We start from the raw sequence: 22744 nt of genomic DNA on the forward strand, positions 1-22744 counted from the left end.
CAATAAGGTATCCCTAGCTAAAGAATACATGCTCTATCAAAATCTTTGTACCGATACCGATTAAGATTAAACCTCCGATGAGGTCCAGCTTCAAGTCGATTCTCTTGCCGAATCGGTTACCGAAATAGACACCGAAGGCAGAGATAGCGAAGGTGACAACACCGATAGTCGAGGCTTGCAGCAAGAGCGGTGATTTTAAGATCGCCAGAGAGATTCCTACGGCGAGGGCATCGATACTTGTCGCTATTCCCAATCCGCATAATGTCCGGTTACATAGAGGATCGAATTTCCCGTCTTCCTCCTCTTCCTTCGTGCTATCGTATATCATTTTTCCACCTAAGTAAAGCAAGAGGGTAAATGCGATCCAATGGTCGAAGGCGCAAATGTATTTTTCGAATCCTAATCCCATCGTATAACCGATCACGGTCATTCCGGCTTGGAATATACCGAGCACGCTCGCTATCTTTATAATATTACCGGCGGTGCAGTTGTTCTTAAGAACTGCGCCGCCGGTAACTGATACTGCTAGGCTATCCATGGATAAGCCGATCGCTAGTAGCAGAACTTCAATGTATAACATACTAGAATGATTCCCGTTTAATAATTTCTTCTATGGGCTTACGTTTCTTTGGAGTCTCATCGAATAATGCCGGGTCGGAAGGATAGCCGAACGGTATCAGTACAACAGGCTCGATCGTTTCCGGAATTTTAAAATGTTTACGGCAAAGCTCCGTGTCGAAATTGCAAACCCAACAAGTACCCAATCCTTGTTCGGCAGCGGCTAAACAAATGTGTTCCGTGGCGATAGCCGTATCGATATCCATATGATCCTTATGATCGCCCCGTTTCCAAGATTGCTGATGATCTCCGCAAACGATCAAGTAATAAGGCGCTTGCTTGAACCATTCCCGGGGATAGCATTCTTGTAATTTAGCTTTTCCTTCCGCACTTTGAACCCATACAAAATACCAAGGTTGATAATTTACCGCCGAAGGGGCCAAACGAGCTGCTTCTAGGATATAATCAATCTTTTCTTGCTCTACGTTTTTGGGGGCATACTTTCGGATAGAGCAACGTTTTCTCGCTAATTCTAGGAAACTCATATCTCATCCTCTATTTTATAGTTATTGCGATTCGGAGAATTGCGGGAAATCAACTCCCCGATAAAGCCCGCTAGGAACATCTGGGTTCCCAGAATCATCGCTGTCAATGAAATATAGAAATAAGGGGAACTTGTAACCAAAGGTCTTAGATCTCCAGAGTACATCGAGATCAATTTCATGCTGAGTACGATTACTAGAGCGATAAAACCAATGAAGAACATAGCGCTTCCCCATAAACCGAAGAAGTGCATCGGTTTCTTTCCGAATTTGGAAGTAAACCAAAGCGTGATCAAATCAAGATAACCGTTCACGAAGCGATCCAACCCGAATTTAGTAGTTCCGTACTTGCGGGCTTGATGTTTCACTACTTTCTCGCCAATCTTGTGAAATCCGGCAATCTTAGCTAAATAAGGTATGTAACGGTGCATATCGTTATACACCTCTATATTTTTAATGACAACATTCTTATACGCTTTCAATCCGCAATTGAAATCGTGTAAGTTCTTTATTCCCGAGAATTTACGAGCTGTCGCGTTGAATAATTTCGTGGGGATCGTCTTAGACAACGGGTCATATCTTTTCTTTTTCCAACCGGATACCAGATCGTACCCGTCTTCGGTGATCATCCGGTAAAGTTCGGGTATCTCATCCGGGCTGTCCTGTAGATCGGCGTCCATGGTAATGACTACGTCACCTTTAGCCCGCTGGAATCCGCAGTGCAATCCCGGCGACTTGCCGTAGTTGCGACGGAACTTGATTCCCCGGATATGTGGAGAACGTTGTTTCAACTCCTCGATCACTTCCCAAGAATTATCCGTACTACCGTCATTCACGAAAATGACTTCGTAGGTATAATTATGTTCTTTCATCACCCGCTCTATCCACGAGAATAACTCGGGTAAAGACTCGGCTTCGTTATACAACGGGATAACAACTGATATGTCCATTATTTGTCTGTAATTAACTTTTTAGCGGTTTTCAGTGATGGAACCAGTCGAATTGTTCCTGCACAAGAGAGCCGCTACCGGTATAGAAAGTATGATGCCGTAAAATACGTTATTAAATATTCCTTGTATGGCCATATGGATTGGCGAGATGCGAATATTGCTGAGCGAGTCGAGCATATCCGAGTTAACTTGGCTATCTTTTAATGCAGTCGTTAATTGCCCGATCGCATTTGCCACGAAATCAGGTGGGGCGATGAACTGATAAAAGACAAAGTATTCAAGCGAGACGATCAATGCGGCGAAAAAATACAACATCGTGCCGAATCTCCATGCATGAAAGAAACTGATCCTTCCACCGATGTCGTGCCGATATCTTTTCGTCATGTAGTAGGCGATGAAAGGGACGGCGAGCGTCAATAGCCAATAGACAAGACTCAAGGAGGGGACTGAAACGCTGAAGATGAAAAAGATGTATTTCACTACCCAATATATACCCATGGCCAAACCATAAGTCATAGCGCCTTTTAAAAGTAAATTCTTATTCTCTTCCATGATGTTGCTGTTTTGAATTCTTATCAGCAAAGTTAATATATTAATGCAAATGCGCAACTATATTATGTCTAAAATAGAAAAAAGGAAGCCTACGTATAAGCTTCCTTTTAAGTTGTGTTTTATCTGAGCCTCTTGTCGGATTCGAACCAACGACCCCGAGATTACAAATCACGTGCTCTGGCCAACTGAGCTAAAGAGGCAGGTGGGTAAGCTTACTACATCGCGCCGCTACAACCAAGTACCCTTGCTGCGGTCAAGCCCTGGGGGATTCCGAGGGAGCATGCCGTGTAGGACTTACCCGGGTGCAAAAGTAGATATTATTTTTTACTTTGCAAGCGTTTTCTTACTCTTGGGATGATAATTGTTTATAAAGAATTGAAAACCTTATGCTTTTGGTAATGTTAAAAAATGTTTTATGTATTGTGGCCGATGGTTTATCAAAGAATGTTGATTTTTTCATTGTGAGGAAAAAACATTTTCATCATGAAGAAAAAGTATTTTCACCGTGAAGAAAAAGTATTTTCATCACGATGAAAAAACAGTTTATTTGGAAGAGGTTCCGCTTTCCAATATGCTGACGATGGAGAACAACGTAAAGCAGATCGCTCCCAGTCCGGCCAATACCCGTGCGGGAATGGCATAATAACTATGCTCGGCCGCCATCTCGAAAAGGAAAGCGGAGAGGAAAAGGCAGAATAAAGCCGTGAATATAGGAATCAATGGAATCCGGTTGGCAAGCTTGAATTCTTCCCTCCATATTTTAGACAGCAAGATCACCTTGCTGGAGATACTATAGCAAACTAATCCAAGGCCGATCATGATATATCCGGTTGAGGCATTAGCCGGGTCGCTATCTCCTAATACGAAGAGACCCCATATCAGACTGATAGATCCCATCAGGATGACAAAACGGTGCCATAACCTTTTTTCCAATCGGGAATATGTGTTTCTTATTTGTCGGGCGATCGTGGCGACTAAAGCGATTAAGCTGCTGCAAATACATGCTAGTCCGGCCATCACGTGCCCGGCGACAAAGTATTGGGAATGCTCGTCGCTATGCGCTAGCAACCGGTAAGCCCAAATCCATGCGACTATGGATATAAATGATGCTACAAGGATCAAGAATACCCCCTGCCAAAAGTTGAACGCTTTGTCTGGTATTCTGGGATCGTCGCTTTTGGCGTTCATTTGTATTAAGGTGAATCGGGTAGAGGCGGTAGCCGTTGTCGCTACGCATGCGGTTATAAGGCCCACCCCGCAAATGACATGGCCCGCGACAAAGTCTGCTGGCGCCGGTGAGGACATGAGTAAGATAAAGCCCGCCAGAAAAGTGATGGTTGCCGAGAGATATCCAAGGATAGGCAAAGCGAATCTGGCTACATTATTATATGTATGGATAATTTGACGAATAATGGTCGCTGCCGTAGCGAACAAAGCTATACAAATAAAGCCAAGAGAGAATACGACAGGTCCGGCGACGAATCTGCTGGAGTCCACTCCATAGTTAAAGACAAAAAATCCATAACCGAAACAAAAGAGGGCCATTAGCAATGGAATCGCCCTGAATAAGACACTAATCCCGTAATTCATAACTTGTTTTTTATTTAGATTTTTCTTCAAACAGAGATGCGATCCTTTTTGTTCAAGAAGAATTTTAGAGGTTATGCGATGTTTTTGCGTGTTATTTCATCATTTTTGTTTTTCTTTGCGGAAAATATCAGAGAAGTGAATCTTATTATAGAACAAGGTAACACGTCATCAAAGGTCGCTGTGTATAAAAATGGGCATATAGAGGCTTCTTTTGTATACAAGCAATTCGGTGTATCTGTGGTCGCTGCTCTTTTTGAGAAGTACGCTTTTACGCAAGGCATTTTATCGACGGTGATAGATACGGACGATGAGTTGATCGCTTATCTAAAAAATAAGCTTCAGCGTTTTGTCTTTCTGGATGAACATGTAGCTTTACCGATCAAGGTGGAATATGGGACGCCGAAAACGCTAGGCAAGGACCGTTTGGCCGCTGTCGTGGGGGCGAATTATTTGCGGCCGGGAAAAAATCTGCTGGTTATCGATGCCGGTACCGCTATCACGTATGAGGTGATAGAAGCGCCGGGTATCTTTCTGGGGGGGAATATCTCTCCGGGGATGACAACCCGTTTTCGAGCGTTGAACCATTTTACGAAGAAACTGCCTTTGGTAACGGAAGAGGATGATATACCGCTTATCGGGAGAAGTACGGAAACGGCTATCCAAGCGGGTGTGGTGAATGGGATTGTTTACGAGATGGACGGATATATTGACGAGCTGAAAGTAAAATATCCGGATCTTTTGGTTTTTTTAACAGGCGGTCATTCGTTTTATTTTGAAAGACGGCTAAAAAACTCCATCTTTGCAGACATTAATTTAGTGTTGACAGGATTAAACAGAATCTTAGAGTATAATGTTGAAAATTAATAAGGTAGTAATAATAAGTTTTCTTATCTTTACACAATTGCCATTGTGGGCTCAAAATAACACGAACTCGCCTTATACGCGATTTGGATATGGAGAGTTGGCGGATCGATCTTTTGGTGCCGGAAGGGCGATGGGTGGAGTCGGTTATGGATTAAGGTCCTCTAAACAGATAAATCCATTAAATCCAGCATCTTATAGTTGCATGGATTCGTTGACATTCCTTTTTGATTTTGGTGCGTCCGGTCAGGTGTCTTGGTTCTATGACGGTACGAACAAGCAACGACAGATGAATGGAAACGTGGAGTATATCGCCATGCAATTTCCGATCACCCGGCGTTTAGCGATGAGTATCGGTTTATTACCTTATTCATATGTAGGATATGATTTCGGCGAGAGCCGTACCGAGGGCGGTTTAAGTTGGGGAGAAAGCTTTAGTGGCGAAGGTGGCTTAAGCGATGCCTATTTAGGGCTCTCCTATGATATTTGGAAGAAGCGTCTTTCCATTGGTGTGAACGCCGGATTTTTATTTGGAAATATAACACATTCCCGCAACTTGATTTTCCCGAGCTCGACAGGGGCGGACGATGTGTATAGAAACCAACGTTATGAGATTCGTGATTTAAAGTTAGATTTTGGTATTCAATATACGCATCCTTTGAGTAAGACGGAGCATGTCACGGTAGGTTTCGTTTATTCTCCCGGGAAAAAGCTGAATACGACTGTGTATGATACTCAGCTTGTCGGTTCTTCGGCTACATCCGGATATACAAGGAACGATACAATTAAGAATTATCGGTTTGATATGCCGAACTCTTACGGAGCGGGTATTTCCTATGTGAAAGAGAATCGGTTGACATTAGCTGCGGACTTCTTATATGAGGACTGGGCGAACGCTTATTTTGATAACGAGAAAGGCCAATTCAAGAACCGTACACGTGTAGCGGCTGGTGCCGAGTTTATTCCTCGTTATGATAATCGTAATTATTTGGGGCGTATCAGATACCGTGCCGGTTTTCATTATAGCAATTCGTACTTAAGAGTCAGTCGCTCCGAGGAGAATGGTTATAAAGGACATGGTTATAATGAATATGGGGCGAGTGTCGGTTTTGGGCTTCCATTGATCGATAACCGTTCATTAGTGAACCTGTCATTTGAATACGTGAAGATCCGTCCGGAATTACGTACAATGATTGATGAGCAGTATTTCCGGTTTACGGTGAACTATACATTTAACGAATTATGGTTTTTTAAACGAAAAGTGGATTAAACCGGGAATGGCCGAAAGGGTCTAATGAGTATGATACTTTTTTGAAGGAATATAAATATTATAGCTAACTTTAATAGAAAGAGATATGAAGATCAAAGTTTTATTACTAGCGCTTGGATGTACTATGGGTACATTGGGCGCTTATGCGCAGAAAGGAGTAGATAATGGTACACAGTTCGGTTCCGGTGAGGATAGTGTGCGTTGTATTACCAATATCAGCTTGTTCGTTCCTTACGCGAAAGCCGGAAACTTCAAAGACGCCTTTGATTTCTGGAAGATCGTGTACGATGAGTGTCCTGCCGCTACAAAAGATATCTATTTGTACGGTGTGAAAATCATGGGCTGGAAGATTGCCCAAGAGAAAGATCCCGCTAAGAAGAAAGCTCTTATTGATGATTTGATGGGAGTTTACGACAAGCGTGTGAAATATTTTGGAAATGATCGCCGGTATGGAAAAGACTGGATCGTTGCTCGAAAAGTGCAAGATTATTTAGCGCAAACTGGCGATAATGCCGACTATAATCAGGCCTATACTTGGTTGAAGGAGATCGTTGATGAGAAAGGTGCTGATACGGAGGCTCTAGGTCTCTCCTTGTTTAGTTTCTCTTCTATGAAGAAAATGGTTAACGATCCGAATTTCAAAGAACAGTATATTCAAGATTATTTGAAGGTTTCTGGTGGCTTGGATGCTCAGTTAAAAGCTGCGCAGGCTGCAAACAATCAAAAAGAAGTGAATGCCTTGACCGCATATAAGAGTGGTGTTGATAATGCCTTTGCGAATAGTGGTGCTGCCGATTGCGAGACTTTGCAGAATTTGTATGCTGCTAAGATCGAGGAGAATAAGGACAACTTACCTTATTTGAAAGAGACTATATCCTTGTTGAGAAGAACAGGTTGCCAAGAAATCGAGGCTTACTTTTTGGCATCAGACTATGCTTATCGTCAAGAACCTAGTGCCGAGGCTGCTGTTGGGCTAGGAAAGAAAGCCGTTAAGATAAAGGATTATGATACGGCTATTAAATACTTTGATGAGGCCGCGAATTTAGAAACGGACGCGACTTCAAAAGCTGATGATTATTATATGATCGCATTGTTGCTGTTTGAGCAAAATGCTTATTCAAAGGCTAGACAATATTGCCAGAAAGCTTTGGAGGTAAATCCTAACTATGGCAATGCTTATTTATTGATCGGCAAGATGTATGCCGCTACTTCTAAATCTGTCTTCCCGAATGATGGAGTATTGGCAAGAGCTGCTTATAATGCCGCTATCGATAAATTTGAGAAAGCGAAACAGGTAGATCCGAGTGTTGCTGAAGAGGCTAATACTTTGATATCATCTTATCGTGCTCACCTTCCTTCTACGGAGGAGATCTTCATGCACCCGGATTTGGAGAAGGGCAAACCTTTCACTGTCGGTGGTTGGATCGGAGAGCGTACAACGATTCGGTAATTATGATAGGAAATCGTTTTCATTGTAAAACGGAAAATATGGGCATAACAACTACCTTCGTGGTGGTTGTTATGCTTCTTTTGTTTTCTGCCTCTTGCAGTAAGGAGCATAAGGAGGTGGTTGATGTTGAGTTTGACCCGGACAAGACTTATACGATGAAGGCTACGGATGTGTCATCCTTGATCTCCGATTCTGGTATCACGAGATATCGCTTGAAAGCGAAAGAGTGGCAGATTTATGGGAAGGCGGCGGAACCCCATTGGTATTTCCCCGAGGGGATCTACGTGGAGAAGTTCGATACCTTATTCCAGACAGAAGCGAGTATTAAGGCGGATACAGCCTATTATTATGATAAAAAAGGGCTTTGGGAGCTGATCGGTAATGTAGAGGTGGAAAGTCTGCAAGGGGAGCATTTTGAGACTTCCCAATTGTTCTGGGACCAGAAGCAAGAGAAGGTTTATTCTGATAAGTTTATGCGTATCGAGCAAGAAGATAAGATCATAACAGGTATAGGTTTTGAGTCGAACCAAGATATGACTCAGTATAAGATATTTAACTCACAAGGTATTTTCCCGGTGAGCGATGCTCCGGCCGATACGACACGGACAGCTCAGGGGGATAGTGCCCGGGTAGATGTGTCACAAATAGATTCAATAAAAAGTAATTAAGGTGGGGACGCTGACTTATATTTTAATTTCCCTCGCATTTTCCGCATTCTTTTCCGGGATGGAGATCGCTTTTATCTCCTCCAATAAGCTTCGTTTCGAGCTGGATAAGAAGGAACGTAGTCTATCCAGTAAGATACTGGGTATTTTCTATCGTAATCCAAATTTGTTTATCTCTACCATGTTGGTAGGAAATAATATTGCGTTGGTCGTTTATGGTCTTCAGATGGCAATCGTATTGGAGCCGTTTATAGCCAAGGTGGTTGCGAATGAGGCATTGATCGTTTTTATCCAATCCGTGATATCTACGATCTTGATCTTGTTTGCCGGGGAGTTTATTCCCAAGACCATATTTAAGTTGAATCCTAATTTATCACTCAATATATTTGCGATACCATTATTTATCATATATATCATCCTGTATCCGGTCTCCAAGTTCTCATCCCTGCTATCTTTTTTGATTTTGAAGTTAGGGGGCGTGAAGAACTTGAAAAGTTCACCTCAGGCATTAGGCAAGGTAGACTTGGATTATTTTATACAGCAAAGTCTGGAAGATGCTCCGCAAAATTCGGATATGGATACGGAGGTTAAGATTTTCCAAAACGCCTTAGACTTCTCGAATGTCCGTTTGAGGGATTGTATCGTGCCCCGGACGGAGATTGTAGCCTGTGATACGTCTGCTACGATAGAGGAATTGCGTTCTAAGTTTATCGAGACAGGACTTTCGAAGATATTGGTGTATAACGAGAATATTGACGATATTATCGGGTATATCCATTCTTCCGAGCTTTTCAAGAATCCGGAGGATTGGACCCAGCATATCCGTAGCGTATCGATCGTTCCGGAGACGATGGCGGCGAATAAACTGATGAAACTGCTGATGCAAGAGAAGAAGAGCTTGGCTGTTGTCGTGGATGAGTTTGGCGGTACGTCGGGTATCGTGACACTTGAGGATTTGGTGGAGGAGATTTTCGGAGAGATTGAGGACGAGCACGATATGAAGTCGCATGTGGCTAAAAAAGTATCGGACAATGAGTATTTGCTGTCGGGTAGAATGGAGATTGATACCTTGAACGAAATGTTCGGGTTGGATCTTCCGGAGTCGGATGATTATGTCACCATCGCCGGTTTTATCTTGCACTTCTATCAAAAATTCCCGAAATTGAACGAGACTGTCCAGATCGATAAATATTCGTTTAAGATAATCAAAGTAACGGCTACGAAGATCGAACTTGTACGTATGAAAGTAGGGATTTGATAAAAAAAAGGATTATATGCTGTGGAATTTCCTTTTTTTCATATCTTTGTGCCCTTAAAATGTGAAATAATAAACTTTAAAAAATAATAAAGATAAATGGCTACGCTGGAAAAAATTAGAAGCAAAGCAGGACTGCTGGTACTCGTGGTGGGTTTGGCATTGTTCGCTTTTATCATTGGAGACTTTTTAAACTCTGGTTCTACTTATTTTAGGCAATCACAGGAACGGATCGCCGAGATTGATGGAGAGGTTGTAAAAATTCAAGATTATCAAGGTCGCGTTGATGAGATGGCCGAGATGTATAAGATGCAATCCGGTTCAGCCAGCCTGCCCGAGGAATATATGACACAGATTCGCCAGTCCGTATTCGATGCGATGGTACAAGAGGTCGTGTTGGACGAGGCTACTGCTAAATTAGGTATGGGAGTAAGTCCGGAAGAATTGTTCGATATGGTTCAAGGTGAGAATATCTCTCCGTTGATCCAACAAATGCAAATGTTTACGAATCCTCAGACTGGTGCTTTTGATAAGGCCGCTTTGTTGAATTTCTTGAAACAAATCGATTCCGATAATATCGCTAGCTATCCGGCAGATCAACAGGCACAGCTGATTCAAGCTAAGAACTTCTGGTTGTTCTGGGAGAAGAACATCAAACGTCAACGTTTGGAGCAAAAATATACGACATTATTGAGCAAGGCTATTTCCGCGAATTCATTGGACGCTAAGGAAGCTTATAATGATAATGCCGAGAATTCGGATATCATTTACGCTATGCAATCATATGCTACGATTCCGGATTCAACGATTGAGGTAAGCAAGAGCGAGATCGAGAAATTGTATAACCAACGCAAGGAGCTTTATAAACAAAAAGAATCTAAGGTAATTAAATATATCGCCGTAGATATCCGTCCGAGTAAAGAGGATTATGATAAGGCACAGGCCGAGATCGAGAGCTTGAAAGAGGAGCTGGCTACGTCTGAAAGAGTGGCTGATGTAGTAAACGAGAACTCTGAGGTTCCTTATGTTGACGCTTTCTTCACGGAGAAGGCTTTGGATCCGGAGATGAAACAATTCGCTACGACTTCTGAGGTTGGCGCTGTTTATGGTCCTGTATTCGAGAATGACAAATACAGAATGTTTAAGCTAGTCGATAAGACGGTTGCTCCGGACTCAGTAAAAGTTAGCCACATCATGTTGGCCGGTAAATCTGAGGCTGAGACAACAGCTTTGGCTGATAGCTTGATGGGGGCGTTGAAAGGTGGCGCTAATTTCGCTGAATTAGCTAAGAAATACTCAGCAGACCAAGCCGCCGAGAATGGTGGTGAACTAGGTTGGTTTACAGAGGTTACCGCTTTGAGAGGTGTGAATGATGATTTTAAGAAGGCTGTCTTCTCAACTCCATTGAATGAGGTAGCGGTTGTGAAATCTTTATATGGTACTCACCTTGTAAAAGTAACAGAGAAAACAGGAAATGTTGAAAAATATAAGATCGCAGATATCGACATGACTGTATCTCCTAGCTCTAAGACCTATAGCAACATCTACAATGAGTTGAATCAGTTCGTATCGAAGAACAACTCTATGGCTAAATTGGAGGAGAATGCGAAGGAAGCCGGTTATAACTTGATTTCAGGTGCAACGGTTACTACGGATGATCAGTTGTTAGGTTCTATCAAGAATTCACGTCCGGTAATTCGTTGGGCGTTCCAGAACGATAAAGGTTCTATCTCTGAGATCTTCGAGTGTAGTGATAAATTTGTCGTGGCTGCTGTAGAAGGAAGTATTTCCGAGGGGTATCGTCCGGTTGATATGGTCGCTCCGGCTTTGAGAGCTGAATTGGCTGCCCAGAAAAAAGGCGATAAGATCGCTCAGGAATTGGCTGCTAAGAATTTAACTTCAGTTGAGGCATATGCTGAAACGATGGGTTCTTCTGTAGACTCTGTAAAGTTCGTGAACTTTGGTACTCGCCGTATCGCTGGTATCGGTATCGAACCGAACTTGAACGCTATGGTTTCTATGGCTCAAGTTGACCAAGTAAGTGCTCCGGTTAAAGGTAACAACGGTGTATATGTGTTCAAGGTATACGCAAGAAATAAAGATGGTAAGGAGTTCAACGAGGCTGAGGAAATCCGTGCGTTGGATGCTTCGAACGCGTATCGTGTAGGATTCCAAGCTATCCAATCTATGGTCAACAACGCTAAGGTGGAAGACAACCGTATCCGTTTCTATTAATAAAGAGTATTTATACTTAAGATAAAAAAGATCCCCTGTTTTGTCGTCAAGATATATTTATTTTGACGGCAAAATAGGGGATCTTTATTTTGTGGAATATTTCTCGTACTTTCGCGAATAAGAAAATATCGATAGCATGGTTGACAAAAGACAATTATTAGGGATGACCTTGGAGGAACTGAAAGGTGTGGCGTCTGAGGTGGGTCTTCCCGCATATGCGGCTAAGCAAATGGCCGATTGGATTTATAAGAAGAAAATAACCCGGATTTCGGAGATGACAAATATAGCGGTAGCCAAACGTGCTTTATTAGAGGATTCATTCGAGATCGGGGCTTATCCGCCATCTGAGTATCAAAAGTCGAAAGACGGTACGATCAAATATCTATATGCTGCCGGACCGGGGCGTTTTGTTGAGTCTGTTTATATTCCTACGGATGATCGGGCGACTCTTTGCGTCTCTTCTCAAGTCGGATGCAAAATGAATTGCTTGTTTTGTATGACGGGAAAACAAGGTTTCACGGCAAACCTGACAGCGAACCAAATATTGAACCAGATCCAGTCCTTGCCGGAAAACGATTCATTGACGAATATCGTTTTCATGGGAATGGGGGAGCCACTGGATAACGTAGACGAGCTTTTCAAGGTTTTGGAAATACTCACGGCCCCGTATGGATATGCGTGGAGCCCGAAGCGTATCACGGTTTCAACCATTGGTGTGACGAAAGGCTTGAAACGCTTTTTAGAGGAGAGCGAATGTCATCTGGCCGTAAGTCTGCACTCGCCCTATCCTATGGAACGTCTTTCCTTGATGCCGGTTGAAAAGGCATTCCCAGCGAGGGAGGTGATCGATTTAATCAAACAATATGATTTTTCGCATCAACGACGTGTCTCTTTTGAGTACATTGTTTTTAAAAATTTGAACGATAGCTTGAAACATGCCGAAGCTTTGAGTTGTTTATTAGGTGGAATTCCTTGTCGGGTAAACTTGATCCGTTTTCATGCGATACCGAATGTGTCTTTAGAGACTTCCGATATCGTTAAAATGGAGGCGTTTCGGGATTTCTTAAACGCCAAAGGAGTTGTATGTACGATAAGGGCATCACGTGGGGAGGATATTTTCGCCGCTTGTGGAATGCTTTCTACCGCGAAAAATGTTACATTTGTATAATATAAAACACACGGGTATGAAAACACGTTCTTTATTCATCGGTATGTTGCTGCTTCTTGTTTTGATGGGAGCATGTAATTCAGGTTCTGTGATGACTCAAGCTACGGGCTTCGCATATGAGGTTGTCGTGGTTATGGATCAAAAGGATTGGAAAGGCCCTGCGGGAGAAGCCATAAAGTCTGAGTTGGCCTCTTCGGTGCCCGGACTTCCGCAAGCCGAGCCTTCTTTGAAGATTACCTACGTACAACCAAAGGATTTTACAGGTCTGTTACGGTATGTAAGGAATATATTAGTGGTTACGATAGACCCCACCGCTTATACGAAAGTTTCTGTAGGCTACGAGAATAATGTCTGGGCTAGAGGGCAGGTGGTTGTTTCGCTGAAAGCTCCTAATACGGAGTCGATCGTCGAGTATTCAAAGACCCATGAGAAGGCGTTGGTCGATTTCTTCGTAAAGGTGGAGATGAATCGTGCGATAGAGCAATTACAAAAGGAATATAGTATGGTGGTTATGGATAACCTGAAAAGCGACCTGAACGTGATGTTAAACGCTCCGGCAAACTTCACGTACTATAAGGATACGACAGATTTCTTCTGGTCTTCCAATAACGCTAACACAGGCCGTATGGACTTAATCGTATATACTTTCCCTTATACTGATCCGAATACGTTTACGGAGGAATATCTGGTCGCTAAACGAGATTCTGTATTGAAGGCGAACCTGCCGGGTTCGTTCCCGGGTTCCTATATGCAAACAGAAACGCGTGCGGGAGTGGAGTATACGCCAATAACCTTAAATGGTAAATATTGCGGCGTGATGCGCGGTTTGTGGAGAATGCAAGGCGATATGATGGGAGGCCCGTTCGTAAGCCACACCCGCTTGGATGAAAAGAATCATCGTGTGGTTGTAGCCGAGGGATTTGTGTATGCTCCGGAGACAGACAAGCGTAATTTCATGCGTAGAATAGAAGCTGCCTTATTTACGTTACGTTTGCCGGGTGAATTTGAAGAACCGGTAACTGAGACATTGGATATCCCAAAAGAGAAAAAGTAATAAACAAACAAAATATATGGAAGAACGACTGATTAAAGTGGGGATCACCCACGGAGATATAAATGGTATCGGCTATGAGGTAATATTAAAGACCTTTTCCGATACCCGCATGGCGGAGCTTTGCACGCCGATTATCTATGGCTCGTCCAAGATAGCCGCTTATCACCGGAAGGCATTGGAGCTTCCTCCTATCAATATGAATATTATTTCACATGCGGAGGATGCAGGAGTAAACCGGGTGAACATTATTAACTGCGTGGAGGACGAGACCAAGGTGGAGTTGTCGAAATCTACGCCGGTTGCCGGTGAGTCGGCTTTCAAGGCGTTGGAAGCAGCAGTTACGGATATGAAGCGGGGAGTAGTGGATGTACTGCTTACCGCCCCGATCAATAAACATAATATCCAGAACGAGGATTTTCATTTTCCCGGGCATACTGAGTATTTGGAGAAATGCTTCGGTGGCTTGGATAAAAAAGCCTTGATGATCTTGATGAAAGATGATCTTCGTGTCGCTTTGGTGACGGGGCATATTCCATTGTCGCAAGTTGCGTCTTCCATCAACGTGGGCGATATCGTGAATAAGCTGCGTATTTTCAATCAGTCGTTAAAGCAAGACTTCGGTATTGTGAAGCCACGTATCGCGGTTCTTTCCTTAAACCCTCATGCCGGTGATGCCGGATTGCTGGGTACGGAAGAGGAGACGATTATCATACCGGCAATGCAAGAGGCGGAGAAAAAAGGCGTAATGTCATTTGGCCCTTATGCGGCTGACGGTTTCTTTGGTTCGCAGATGTATGATAAATTTGATGGTGTCTTAGCGATGTATCATGATCAAGGGCTCGCTCCTTTCAAGACGTTGGCGATGGATGACGGGGTGAACTATACGGCAGGATTGCCGATCGTACGGACTTCTCCGGCACACGGAACAGCTTATGACATAGCCGGGCAGAACGTGGCTTCGGAAGAGTCGTTCCGCCAAGCCTTATATGCGGCGTTGGATATCTTCCGGAACCGGTTGCGTTATCAAGAGGCTACCGCCAATCCGTTGCGTAAGCAATATTTCGATAGGGGGGGGGATAATGAGAAACTGGACTTGACGAAAGAGGACGATACGGACGGATTATAGTAGATCTTTCCTGACAAGTTTCAATAAATACATAAAATGTCATGTTAATAACGAATGGATGTTATTGACATGACATTTTTGTATGGGGCGTGGGACGCTTTTTGGTTTTAAACTTTTAAGATAGGAAAAGTTTGCGTAAGTTTGCGGTTTAAAACGAAAATTACGATTATGTTTAAAGACAAAACGATAGTATATACATCCGGGACGTTTGATATGTTCCATTATAATCATCTTAGGATGATCAATTACGCCCGTAGTTTGGCGGATATATTGATCGTCGGGGTTAGTACAGATGAGTTGGTCTCTTCTTATAAAGCGAAGCCGATCATTCCGTTCCATGAACGTTTGCAGATCATCGAGGCGTTGAAGACCCCCGATATCGTTATTCCACAACATTCCTTGGATCATACGGAAATCGTGAAGAAGCTGAATATCGACGCTTTCGTGGTAGGTGATGACTGGTTCGGAAAGTACGACTATCTGAAGGATTTAGGCGTTCAGGTATTTTATTTCCCTTACGGAACGGGGGTTTCCTCCTCGAATCTGAAAAAAACGATACATGATTCTTATGAGGCGAATCTGACAACCCAACGTCAGGCGAAGCCGGAAACAGTGAAAGGATCTGCCGCTAAATAACGATCAGTTTCATGGATAAATTTATTTTAATTACCGGTGGGACAAAAGGGATAGGAAAGGCGGTAGCGTCCTGTTTAGGAAAGGCCGGATATAACCTTATACTGACTTATGCTTCCGACCAAGCGGCCGCAGAGGAGGTACGTAGCGAGTTGGTGGGGCGTTTCGATATACAGGTTTCTATTCTGCGGGCCGATATCTCGGATCGGAATACGATCGGGGTTATCGATTCTTTCTTGGAGGAGAATAGGCTACGTTTGGACGGCCTTGTGTTCAATGCGGGAATGACCTGTCGGGATCCTTTTGAGGAACTTTCATTCGAGGATTGGGAACGGGTTTTCTTTGCTAATATCCATTTCCCGGTCTTCCTCTTACAGAAGATTGTTGGACGGATTAATAAGGGGGGAAGTATCGTGTTTACGGGTTCCTTGATGGGAATACAGCCTCATTCGGTATCCTTGGCATATGGGGTGACGAAAAGTGCTGTTCATGCGCTGGTCAAAAATATGGTGAAGTTCTTAGTTCCCTATGAACTGCGTGTGAATGCCGTGGCTCCCGGTTTTGTCGATACGGAATGGCAGAAAACAAAGCCTGCCGAGATCCGTCGGAATATAGAGAACAAGGTCTCTTTGGGACGGTTCTGCGACCCGGATGAATTGGCGGAAGTTTATAAAATGTTGATAGAGAATAGTTATTTTAATGGCGAGGTAGTCGTTGTGGATGGCGGTTACTCGTATAAATAAGAAACAAATGAGCGAGTTGGATAAGGAATACGAAGCATCGTTAAAGTCGATAGAAACAGAAAATAAGATAGACCGAATTTTTTATCGTCCGATAGGATTTCGTATTGCTCGTATGTTGCGAGGCACGGGGATTACCCCGAATATGATTACGGTTATCTCGATCTTCGTGGGTGCGGCGGTCGGATTTATGTTTTATCACGATAATTTGACATATAATATCTGTGGTATATTATTGTTGGTATTTGCCAATATCCTCGACTGCGTGGATGGGCAGCTGGCACGTCTTACAGGGATCAAGTCCGCTATCGGGCGTATCTTGGACGGATTCGCCGGGGATATCTGGTTCGCTTCGATCTATATCGGATTCGCTCTTCGTCTGTCTCATGATTACGGTACGGATTGGTTCTTTGCCTTGGCGGTCTTATCCGGTCTGTCTCATTTAGTCCAAGCGAATATCACGGATTATTATAAGACGCTTCACCTTTATTTTATCAGTAAGGATAAAGGATCGGAGTTTCAGTCTTTGGAACAGGTGGAGGCGAAACATAAGGAGATGAAGTATGGCATTAACAAGTTTTTCTACTTCTTATATCGTTGGTATACGATGTTGCAAGTGAAGGCTACGCCTACCTTACAGAGTATGTTACAAAATTTGCATGCGAAGTATGGGGATAATATTCCGGAGAATATCCGTGTGGACTTTCGTAAACAGAGTCGTCATTTAATGCGTTACATAGACTTGTTGACCTTTAATGGCCGGACGATGGTTATGTTTGTGATCGTACTAACGGGACAGGTCTGGGCTTATTACCTATACGAGATCATCGTGTTGAACATCGTACTAGCGATAGTGATGAGGAAACACGAGAAGATGTGTGCCTCGTTTTTAGGATAAAGTATGAAGAAGAGTGTTGTTGACATTTACGATTTGCAAGAGATGGTCCCGTTCTTCAAGGGGCGAGTGGGGACATGGTTGGGTAAGTTGCTGATAAAGTGCTTACGTGTGGATCTGGTTAATAAGGTACATGCCCGGAATTGTCATTTACGGGGCGCTGAGTTTACTTCCGCTTTATTGCATGACCCCATTATCGATCTCAGCTATGAGGTTCATAATAAAGAGATTTTAGATCATCTGCCGGAAGGGGCTTTTGTTACCGTTTCCAACCATCCGATCGGGTCGTTGGATGGAATCATGCTGATTGATATTTTCGCTTCCCGCCGTCCGGACTTTAAGGTGATGGTGAACGGCATCTTGACGAAGATCGGGGCGATGGAGGATAATTTCATATCCGTGGTGCCCGATTCCCACAAGCGAGGGGCGAATCCGGCGAATGTCAATGGCGTGCGACTATCCCTGCAACGCCTGAAAGAAGGTCATCCGATGGGTTTCTTCCCTGCTGGAGCGATCTCATTTTATAATAAAAAAGAGAAACAGGTACGGGATTTATCGTGGGCGCATAGCGTGATCCGCTTAGTTCGTAAGGCGAAAGCACCGGTATACCCTGTTTATTTTGATTTCCAAAATACCCATTTTTTCTATTGGCTAGGGAATATCAGCTGGCAAATACGTACCTTGCGTATTCCTACAGAGGCTTTCAATAAGCGTGGAAAGAAAGCGGATGTATATATCGGTGAGCCTATCTTGCCGGAAGAGATCGCCGCCATCCCGGAAGACAAGGATCTTGCCGAGTTCTTGTATAAACGTACATATGGTGCTAAAAAATAAGAAACGATCGATAGAATCTGTTATCAATAGTGGTAGTTTGAATTAAGATTTGTAATTTTGGCAGAGTAACTGAAATAATTACAGATTTTAAAAGTGAAAGAGTGATGAAGGTTGATGTACAACAGATAAAACAGCGTTTTGGGATTATTGGTAATAACCCCGGATTAAATCGTGCGATCGATGTTGCGCTCCAGGTAGCGCCAACCGACTTATCTGTTCTTATTACAGGAGAAAGTGGTGTCGGAAAGGAGACTTTCCCTCAAATTATTCATCAGAACAGTCAGCGTAAGCATGGACAATATATAGCCGTAAACTGTGGCGCCATTCCGGAAGGGACGATAGACTCGGAGCTTTTCGGGCACGAGAAAGGTTCTTTTACCGGGGCGTTGGCCGACCGTAAAGGGTATTTCGAGGTAGCGGACGGTGGAACGATCTTCTTGGATGAGGTAGGAGAGCTGCCAACTCCTACGCAAGCACGCTTGCTTCGTGTGTTGGAGACGGGTGAGTTTATCAAGGTCGGTTCCTCTAAGGTACAGAAGACGAACGTTCGTATCGTTGCCGCTACGAACGTGAATTTAGTGCAGGCGGTTTCGGAAGGTAAATTCCGGGAGGATTTGTACTATCGTTTGAATACGGTGCCTATTCAAGTGCCTCCCTTGCGGGAGCGTCCGGAAGATATCGTCTTATTATTTCGTAAGTTCGCCAGTGATTGCGCCGAGAAATACCGGATGCCGCCGATCCGCTTGGATGATGAGGCCCGTCAATTATTGGTTTCTTACCGTTGGCCGGGTAACGTGCGTGAGTTGAAAAACATCACGGAACGTATCTCCGTGATCGAGGAGACACGGGATATAACGGCGGATGTCCTGCGCCTTTATCTGCCGAACGTGAACGTAGAGAAATATCCGGTATTGGTGAAGCAAGATCCGGATCAAAAGATATTTAACAGCGAGCGGGAGATCCTTTATCAAGTCTTGTTCGATATGAAAAAGGACGTGAACGAGCTAAAGAAATTAGTGCATGATATCATGGGAGGGAATATCCCGATGCCAACGGTGGCAGACGATACCCCTTATGCGCATCCGATCCATCCGGCGGCAGTTCATGCCATGCACCCGACGATCCAAGATGCCGAGGATGTGGAAGAGGAGACTTTATCCTTGGAAGAGGTGGAGAAGGAGATGATCCGTAAGGCTTTGGAGAAGCATAACGGGCGACGGAAGAACGCGGCAGCCGACTTGAAGATATCGGAGCGTACGTTATATCGAAAAATCAAGGAATACAATTTGGAATAAAAATATGCTAAAGAAGATTGTCAACATACGTTTGTCGGCAGCCAATTGGCTTATACTCTCATTTTTGACGGTATTGGCTACGGCTTGCTCTATTTCCTATAAGTTTAATGGAGCCTCTATCGATTATACGAAGGTGAAGACCATTACGATTCGTGACTTCACGAACCAAGCTCCCTACGTGAATCCGACCCTTGCGCCGCAGTTTACGGAGGATTTGAAGGATATTTACATCCGTCAGACTCGTCTGCAACTGGTTCCGAGCAATGGCGACCTTGAGTTGGAGGGTGAGATCACTGGTTACGATTTCGCTCCAATGGCCGTGAAGGAGGATGCTATCGCCTCGCAGACGAGGTTGACGATCACGGTGCGGGTTCGTTACTCCAACCGGGTTAACCCGGATGAGGATTTTGAGCAGTCGTTCTCCGCTTACCGCGAGTTCGACAGTAACTTGATGCCGCAGCAGGTAGAGGGAACATTATGCGAGGAAATCATAGAGGAAATAGTAGACCAAATCTATAACGCTACGGTTGCCAATTGGTAGAATGAGGGCGGAGGATTTATATCGTTTGATGGAGGAGCCTTCGGAATTGACCGAGGGGACTCTTCTTGAGTTGCGACGAATCGTGGAGGATTACCCGTATTTTCAAGTGGCACGGATGTTGTATCTAAAGAATCTGGCCGTATTAAATGATATGAGTTTTACCTTGGAGCTGGAGAAGATGGCGATATTCTTGCCGGACCGGAAAAAGCTGTTCCAACTGATAGAGGGAGATAAATATGGCTTGAACTCCCGTGTGGAGCATGAGCCGGATATGCGAAAAGAGGATACTTTCTCCTTGATAGACGCATTCCTCTCTAACCGTAACGAGGAACCGGAGCCTAAGAAAGAAGCCTCGTTCCTGTTCCAGCCATCGGTATCGTCAGATTATATGTTTTGGTCATTATCGAAAGAGGAAGAAGAGAAGCCATCTGGAGAGGATGCGGAGAATAGGCTTCGACATCACGACTTGATCGATTCGTTCATTAAAAATGACCAACAGCGTATGCCGGGTAGTGGGCTGGAAATCCGTGAGGAAACCAGCCGTGCGGAGACTCCAGAGTCGGTGAAAGATTTGGATGATGAGCAGTCCAAATCGCTGGAAGACTCGTGCCTTACGGAAACTTTAGCCCGGATTTATATAAAACAGAAGCGATATGATAAGGCTTTGCAAATTATTAAAAACTTAAGCTTGAAATATCCAGAAAAAAATGTTTACTTTGCAGACCAAATCAGATTTTTGGAAAAGTTGATTATTAACACTAAAAAATAAAACTAAGATGTACGTATTTATTTCTATCTTAATCCTGATTGCCTCTATACTATTAATCTTGATCGTGTTGATCCAGAACTCAAAAGGTGGAGGTTTGGCTTCAGGATTCTCTTCTTCTAACCAAATCATGGGTGTACGTAAGACCACAGACTTTTTGGAGAAAGCTACTTGGAGTTTGGCGGGTGCCGTAATCGTACTGAGTATCGTGATTACCGCATTTATCCCCAGAACTGAGCATGCCGCTCAATCAGAGATCAAGCAACAAGTGAACGACGCTGTCTCTATCGATCCTAACACGATCGCTCCGGACTTTGGTACAGCGCAACAACCGGCAGTTCCGGCAGAGGAAACTCCCGCTACTACACCTGCGGAGGAAAGCAACAAATAAGATTGTATTTGAGAATAATATAGAAGCCATATCCACTAACAATGGATGTGGCTTTTTTTGTGCTACTTTAAGTGGAAGCTTCTTTAGGTCTTGATCTTTTCACTTATGTGAAAAGATCGTATCACAAGGGTGAAAAGATCGTATCACGTATATGAAAAGATCGTTTCATCTTTGTGAGACGATTATTGCGAATAGGGGCTTCTATCTCTTCATAGAAAGAAATGATCAGTTAAGTGGAATATTGTTCGTATATTTGTTACATATAATAGTAATAAGTATAAATACTCAGATATGGATATGATAAATTTTGATGGGTTGTTGATCGGTATCGTTACATTTTTGATTATCGGTCTGTTTCATCCGGTAGTCGTGAAGGCCGAGTATTATTGGGGGACGAAATGCTGGTGGATATTCCTTGTCTTGGGGATTTTAGGAGTGATAGCCTCCCTGTTTATAGACAGCGTGTTTGTGTCCGCTATTTGCGGCGTATTCGCCTTCTCATCGTTCTGGACGATCAAGGAGATTTTCGAGCAGGAGGAGCGTGTGCAGAAAGGTTGGTTCCCTAGAAATCCGAAAAGAAAATACCCTTGGGACGATAGTGAGGTGAAATGAATTCTTTTCGTATCTTTGCGCTCGTGAAAGCGATATAAAAGCAATAAAGCTATGAAGACAAAGAGAAAAAAGCAAGATCCGTTAGTCGAGTACATAAAGGCTAACCGGAAAGGTAGTCGTGAGGCCGAGTTAGAAAACCACGGCAGGCCGGTCAGTCATAACCGGATTCATGTATCGAAGAAAGTTTATAATCGTAAAAGAATGAAGGCAGATGCCCAGAGGCATCTGCCTTATTTGTTTTTAGTGGCCTAAAAGGAGACCTTAGTTCGCTGTATTGTTATTGATCGGTGTCTTTTCCTTGAACCACTCCACTAGTATCCCATTCTTGAAGCTTAGGATGTAGTAGCCTTCAGAGTAGTCGGCTATCGTCATGGTTACCGTCTTATAACTGATACTCTCTATCGGGCCGTCGGGGGTTATCCGTGCGCCAGCCGACTCAAAATCCTTTCCTAGTATCGATATAACCTTTTGCTTGGTCATCCCTAGCTCTATCTTATGCATCCGGTTGTCCATTTTATAAGGATTCATTACCGTAGCGCATCCTATCAATAAGAACATTGTCAGCAACACGTATATCCCTTTCACCATCTTCATCTCTCTTTTTGTTATTTGTTGTATTGGGGGCTAAAGTAGACATTATGGCTCACCCGATAAATCAGGGGGAAAATTCTTTAATTCTATAGAAAATTTGCACCTTTGTACCATGAACAATCAAGGACTATTAGCATTGGCACAGTTGATTCTGCCATCAGAGATACTTT

The 22744-nt window shown here is 43.6% G+C and carries 25 protein-coding genes and 1 tRNA gene; 19 read left to right on the forward strand and 7 right to left on the reverse strand.

Annotation, left to right across the window (positions count from 1 at the left end):
- Window positions 1–13: 13 nt before the first annotated feature.
- From NBH16_RS19200 to NBH16_RS19225, 6 genes are all read right to left on the reverse strand, one after another.
- Window positions 14–580, reverse strand: a complete 567-nt coding sequence (locus NBH16_RS19200) for a manganese efflux pump MntP (protein WP_008774127.1) — start codon at window positions 578–580, stop codon at window positions 14–16.
- 1 nt (window position 581) lies between these two features.
- The gene (locus tag NBH16_RS19205) at window positions 582–1103 is read right to left on the reverse strand and encodes a nitroreductase family protein (RefSeq protein ID WP_005865806.1); all 522 of its coding nucleotides are present in this window, start codon (window positions 1101–1103) and stop codon (window positions 582–584) included.
- A complete protein-coding gene (locus NBH16_RS19210; protein WP_005865808.1) occupies window positions 1100–2050 on the reverse strand; it encodes a glycosyltransferase family 2 protein in 951 nt (316 codons plus the stop codon). Before NBH16_RS19210 ends, NBH16_RS19205 begins: the two co-directional genes overlap by 4 nt.
- Window positions 2051–2071: 21 nt before the next feature.
- Entirely contained in the window at window positions 2072–2602 is a 531-nt protein-coding gene (locus NBH16_RS19215) for a DUF4199 domain-containing protein (protein ID WP_005865810.1), read from the reverse strand.
- 126 nt (window positions 2603–2728) lie between these two features.
- A tRNA-Thr gene (locus tag NBH16_RS19220) sits at window positions 2729–2802 on the reverse strand.
- A 343-nt stretch (window positions 2803–3145) separates the two neighbouring features.
- The gene (locus NBH16_RS19225; protein ID WP_005861552.1) at window positions 3146–4192 is read right to left on the reverse strand and encodes a DUF2776 domain-containing protein; all 1047 of its coding nucleotides are present in this window, start codon (window positions 4190–4192) and stop codon (window positions 3146–3148) included.
- Window positions 4193–4228: 36 nt separating this feature from the next.
- Between NBH16_RS19225 and NBH16_RS19230 the strand changes: the two genes are divergently transcribed.
- The 19 genes from NBH16_RS19230 to NBH16_RS19320 all read left to right on the forward strand — a co-directional run bounded on the left by NBH16_RS19230 (window position 4229) and on the right by NBH16_RS19320 (window position 22235).
- Window positions 4229–5056, forward strand: a complete 828-nt coding sequence (locus NBH16_RS19230) for a type III pantothenate kinase (RefSeq protein WP_005865812.1) — start codon at window positions 4229–4231, stop codon at window positions 5054–5056.
- Window positions 5043–6323, forward strand: a complete 1281-nt coding sequence (gene bamG, locus NBH16_RS19235; protein ID WP_005865814.1) for a BamG family beta-barrel-assembly machinery protein — start codon at window positions 5043–5045, stop codon at window positions 6321–6323. The genes NBH16_RS19230 and bamG overlap by 14 nt, the downstream gene beginning before the upstream one ends.
- Window positions 6324–6408: 85 nt before the next feature.
- Window positions 6409–7773 (forward strand): tetratricopeptide repeat protein, encoded by a 1365-nt coding sequence (locus NBH16_RS19240; RefSeq protein WP_005865816.1) that lies wholly within the window; start codon window positions 6409–6411, stop codon window positions 7771–7773.
- Window positions 7774–7775: 2 nt separating this feature from the next.
- The gene (gene lptC / locus NBH16_RS19245) at window positions 7776–8441 is read left to right on the forward strand and encodes an LPS export ABC transporter periplasmic protein LptC (protein WP_008774124.1); all 666 of its coding nucleotides are present in this window, start codon (window positions 7776–7778) and stop codon (window positions 8439–8441) included.
- 1 nt (window position 8442) lies between these two features.
- On the forward strand, window positions 8443–9696 hold the full coding sequence (locus tag NBH16_RS19250; RefSeq protein ID WP_005865821.1) for a hemolysin family protein: 1254 nt from the start codon (window positions 8443–8445) through the stop codon (window positions 9694–9696).
- 96 nt (window positions 9697–9792) lie between these two features.
- Window positions 9793–11928: a peptidylprolyl isomerase gene (locus tag NBH16_RS19255; RefSeq protein ID WP_005861564.1), complete on the forward strand. Its 2136-nt coding sequence runs from the start codon at window positions 9793–9795 to the stop codon at window positions 11926–11928.
- A gap of 136 nt (window positions 11929–12064) precedes the next feature.
- Entirely contained in the window at window positions 12065–13096 is a 1032-nt protein-coding gene (gene rlmN, locus NBH16_RS19260; RefSeq protein WP_005865823.1) for a dual-specificity RNA methyltransferase RlmN, read from the forward strand.
- Window positions 13097–13112: 16 nt separating this feature from the next.
- Window positions 13113–14150 carry a DUF4837 family protein gene (locus NBH16_RS19265; protein ID WP_005865825.1) on the forward strand — a complete coding sequence of 346 codons (1038 nt, stop codon included), beginning with the start codon at window positions 13113–13115 and terminating at the stop codon, window positions 14148–14150.
- Between the two features lie 16 nt (window positions 14151–14166).
- Complete coding sequence (gene pdxA, locus NBH16_RS19270; RefSeq protein WP_005865827.1) at window positions 14167–15276, forward strand: 4-hydroxythreonine-4-phosphate dehydrogenase PdxA; 1110 nt, start codon at window positions 14167–14169, stop codon at window positions 15274–15276.
- Between the two features lie 168 nt (window positions 15277–15444).
- Window positions 15445–15912: an FAD synthase family protein gene (locus tag NBH16_RS19275; RefSeq protein ID WP_005861572.1), complete on the forward strand. Its 468-nt coding sequence runs from the start codon at window positions 15445–15447 to the stop codon at window positions 15910–15912.
- A gap of 11 nt (window positions 15913–15923) precedes the next feature.
- Window positions 15924–16652 carry an SDR family NAD(P)-dependent oxidoreductase gene (locus NBH16_RS19280; protein WP_005865829.1) on the forward strand — a complete coding sequence of 243 codons (729 nt, stop codon included), beginning with the start codon at window positions 15924–15926 and terminating at the stop codon, window positions 16650–16652.
- A gap of 7 nt (window positions 16653–16659) precedes the next feature.
- On the forward strand, window positions 16660–17547 hold the full coding sequence (locus NBH16_RS19285; RefSeq protein ID WP_005861576.1) for a CDP-alcohol phosphatidyltransferase family protein: 888 nt from the start codon (window positions 16660–16662) through the stop codon (window positions 17545–17547).
- Window positions 17548–17550: 3 nt separating this feature from the next.
- Window positions 17551–18378: a lysophospholipid acyltransferase family protein gene (locus tag NBH16_RS19290; protein WP_005865831.1), complete on the forward strand. Its 828-nt coding sequence runs from the start codon at window positions 17551–17553 to the stop codon at window positions 18376–18378.
- Window positions 18379–18482: 104 nt separating this feature from the next.
- The gene (locus NBH16_RS19295; protein ID WP_005865833.1) at window positions 18483–19673 is read left to right on the forward strand and encodes a sigma-54 interaction domain-containing protein; all 1191 of its coding nucleotides are present in this window, start codon (window positions 18483–18485) and stop codon (window positions 19671–19673) included.
- Window positions 19674–19677: 4 nt separating this feature from the next.
- Window positions 19678–20214, forward strand: coding sequence for an LptE family protein (locus tag NBH16_RS19300; protein WP_005861582.1), 537 nt, complete (start codon window positions 19678–19680; stop codon window positions 20212–20214).
- Window position 20215: 1 nt separating this feature from the next.
- A complete protein-coding gene (locus NBH16_RS19305; protein ID WP_005865835.1) occupies window positions 20216–20983 on the forward strand; it encodes a DUF8458 domain-containing protein in 768 nt (255 codons plus the stop codon).
- A 7-nt stretch (window positions 20984–20990) separates the two neighbouring features.
- On the forward strand, window positions 20991–21371 hold the full coding sequence (secG, locus tag NBH16_RS19310) for a preprotein translocase subunit SecG (RefSeq protein WP_057327074.1): 381 nt from the start codon (window positions 20991–20993) through the stop codon (window positions 21369–21371).
- Window positions 21372–21662: 291 nt separating this feature from the next.
- Window positions 21663–21983, forward strand: a complete 321-nt coding sequence (locus NBH16_RS19315) for a DUF4491 family protein (RefSeq protein ID WP_008774116.1) — start codon at window positions 21663–21665, stop codon at window positions 21981–21983.
- A 51-nt stretch (window positions 21984–22034) separates the two neighbouring features.
- Window positions 22035–22235: a hypothetical protein gene (locus NBH16_RS19320; protein ID WP_005861590.1), complete on the forward strand. Its 201-nt coding sequence runs from the start codon at window positions 22035–22037 to the stop codon at window positions 22233–22235.
- A gap of 9 nt (window positions 22236–22244) precedes the next feature.
- On the opposite strand, the gene NBH16_RS19325 is transcribed toward NBH16_RS19320, so the two are convergent.
- Window positions 22245–22577: a hypothetical protein gene (locus NBH16_RS19325; RefSeq protein ID WP_005861592.1), complete on the reverse strand. Its 333-nt coding sequence runs from the start codon at window positions 22575–22577 to the stop codon at window positions 22245–22247.
- Window positions 22578–22744 lie beyond the last annotated feature (167 nt).

The organism is Parabacteroides sp. Y3-G-102 (genome assembly GCF_023656845.1).
Lineage (GTDB): Bacteria > Bacteroidota > Bacteroidia > Bacteroidales > Tannerellaceae > Parabacteroides > Parabacteroides distasonis.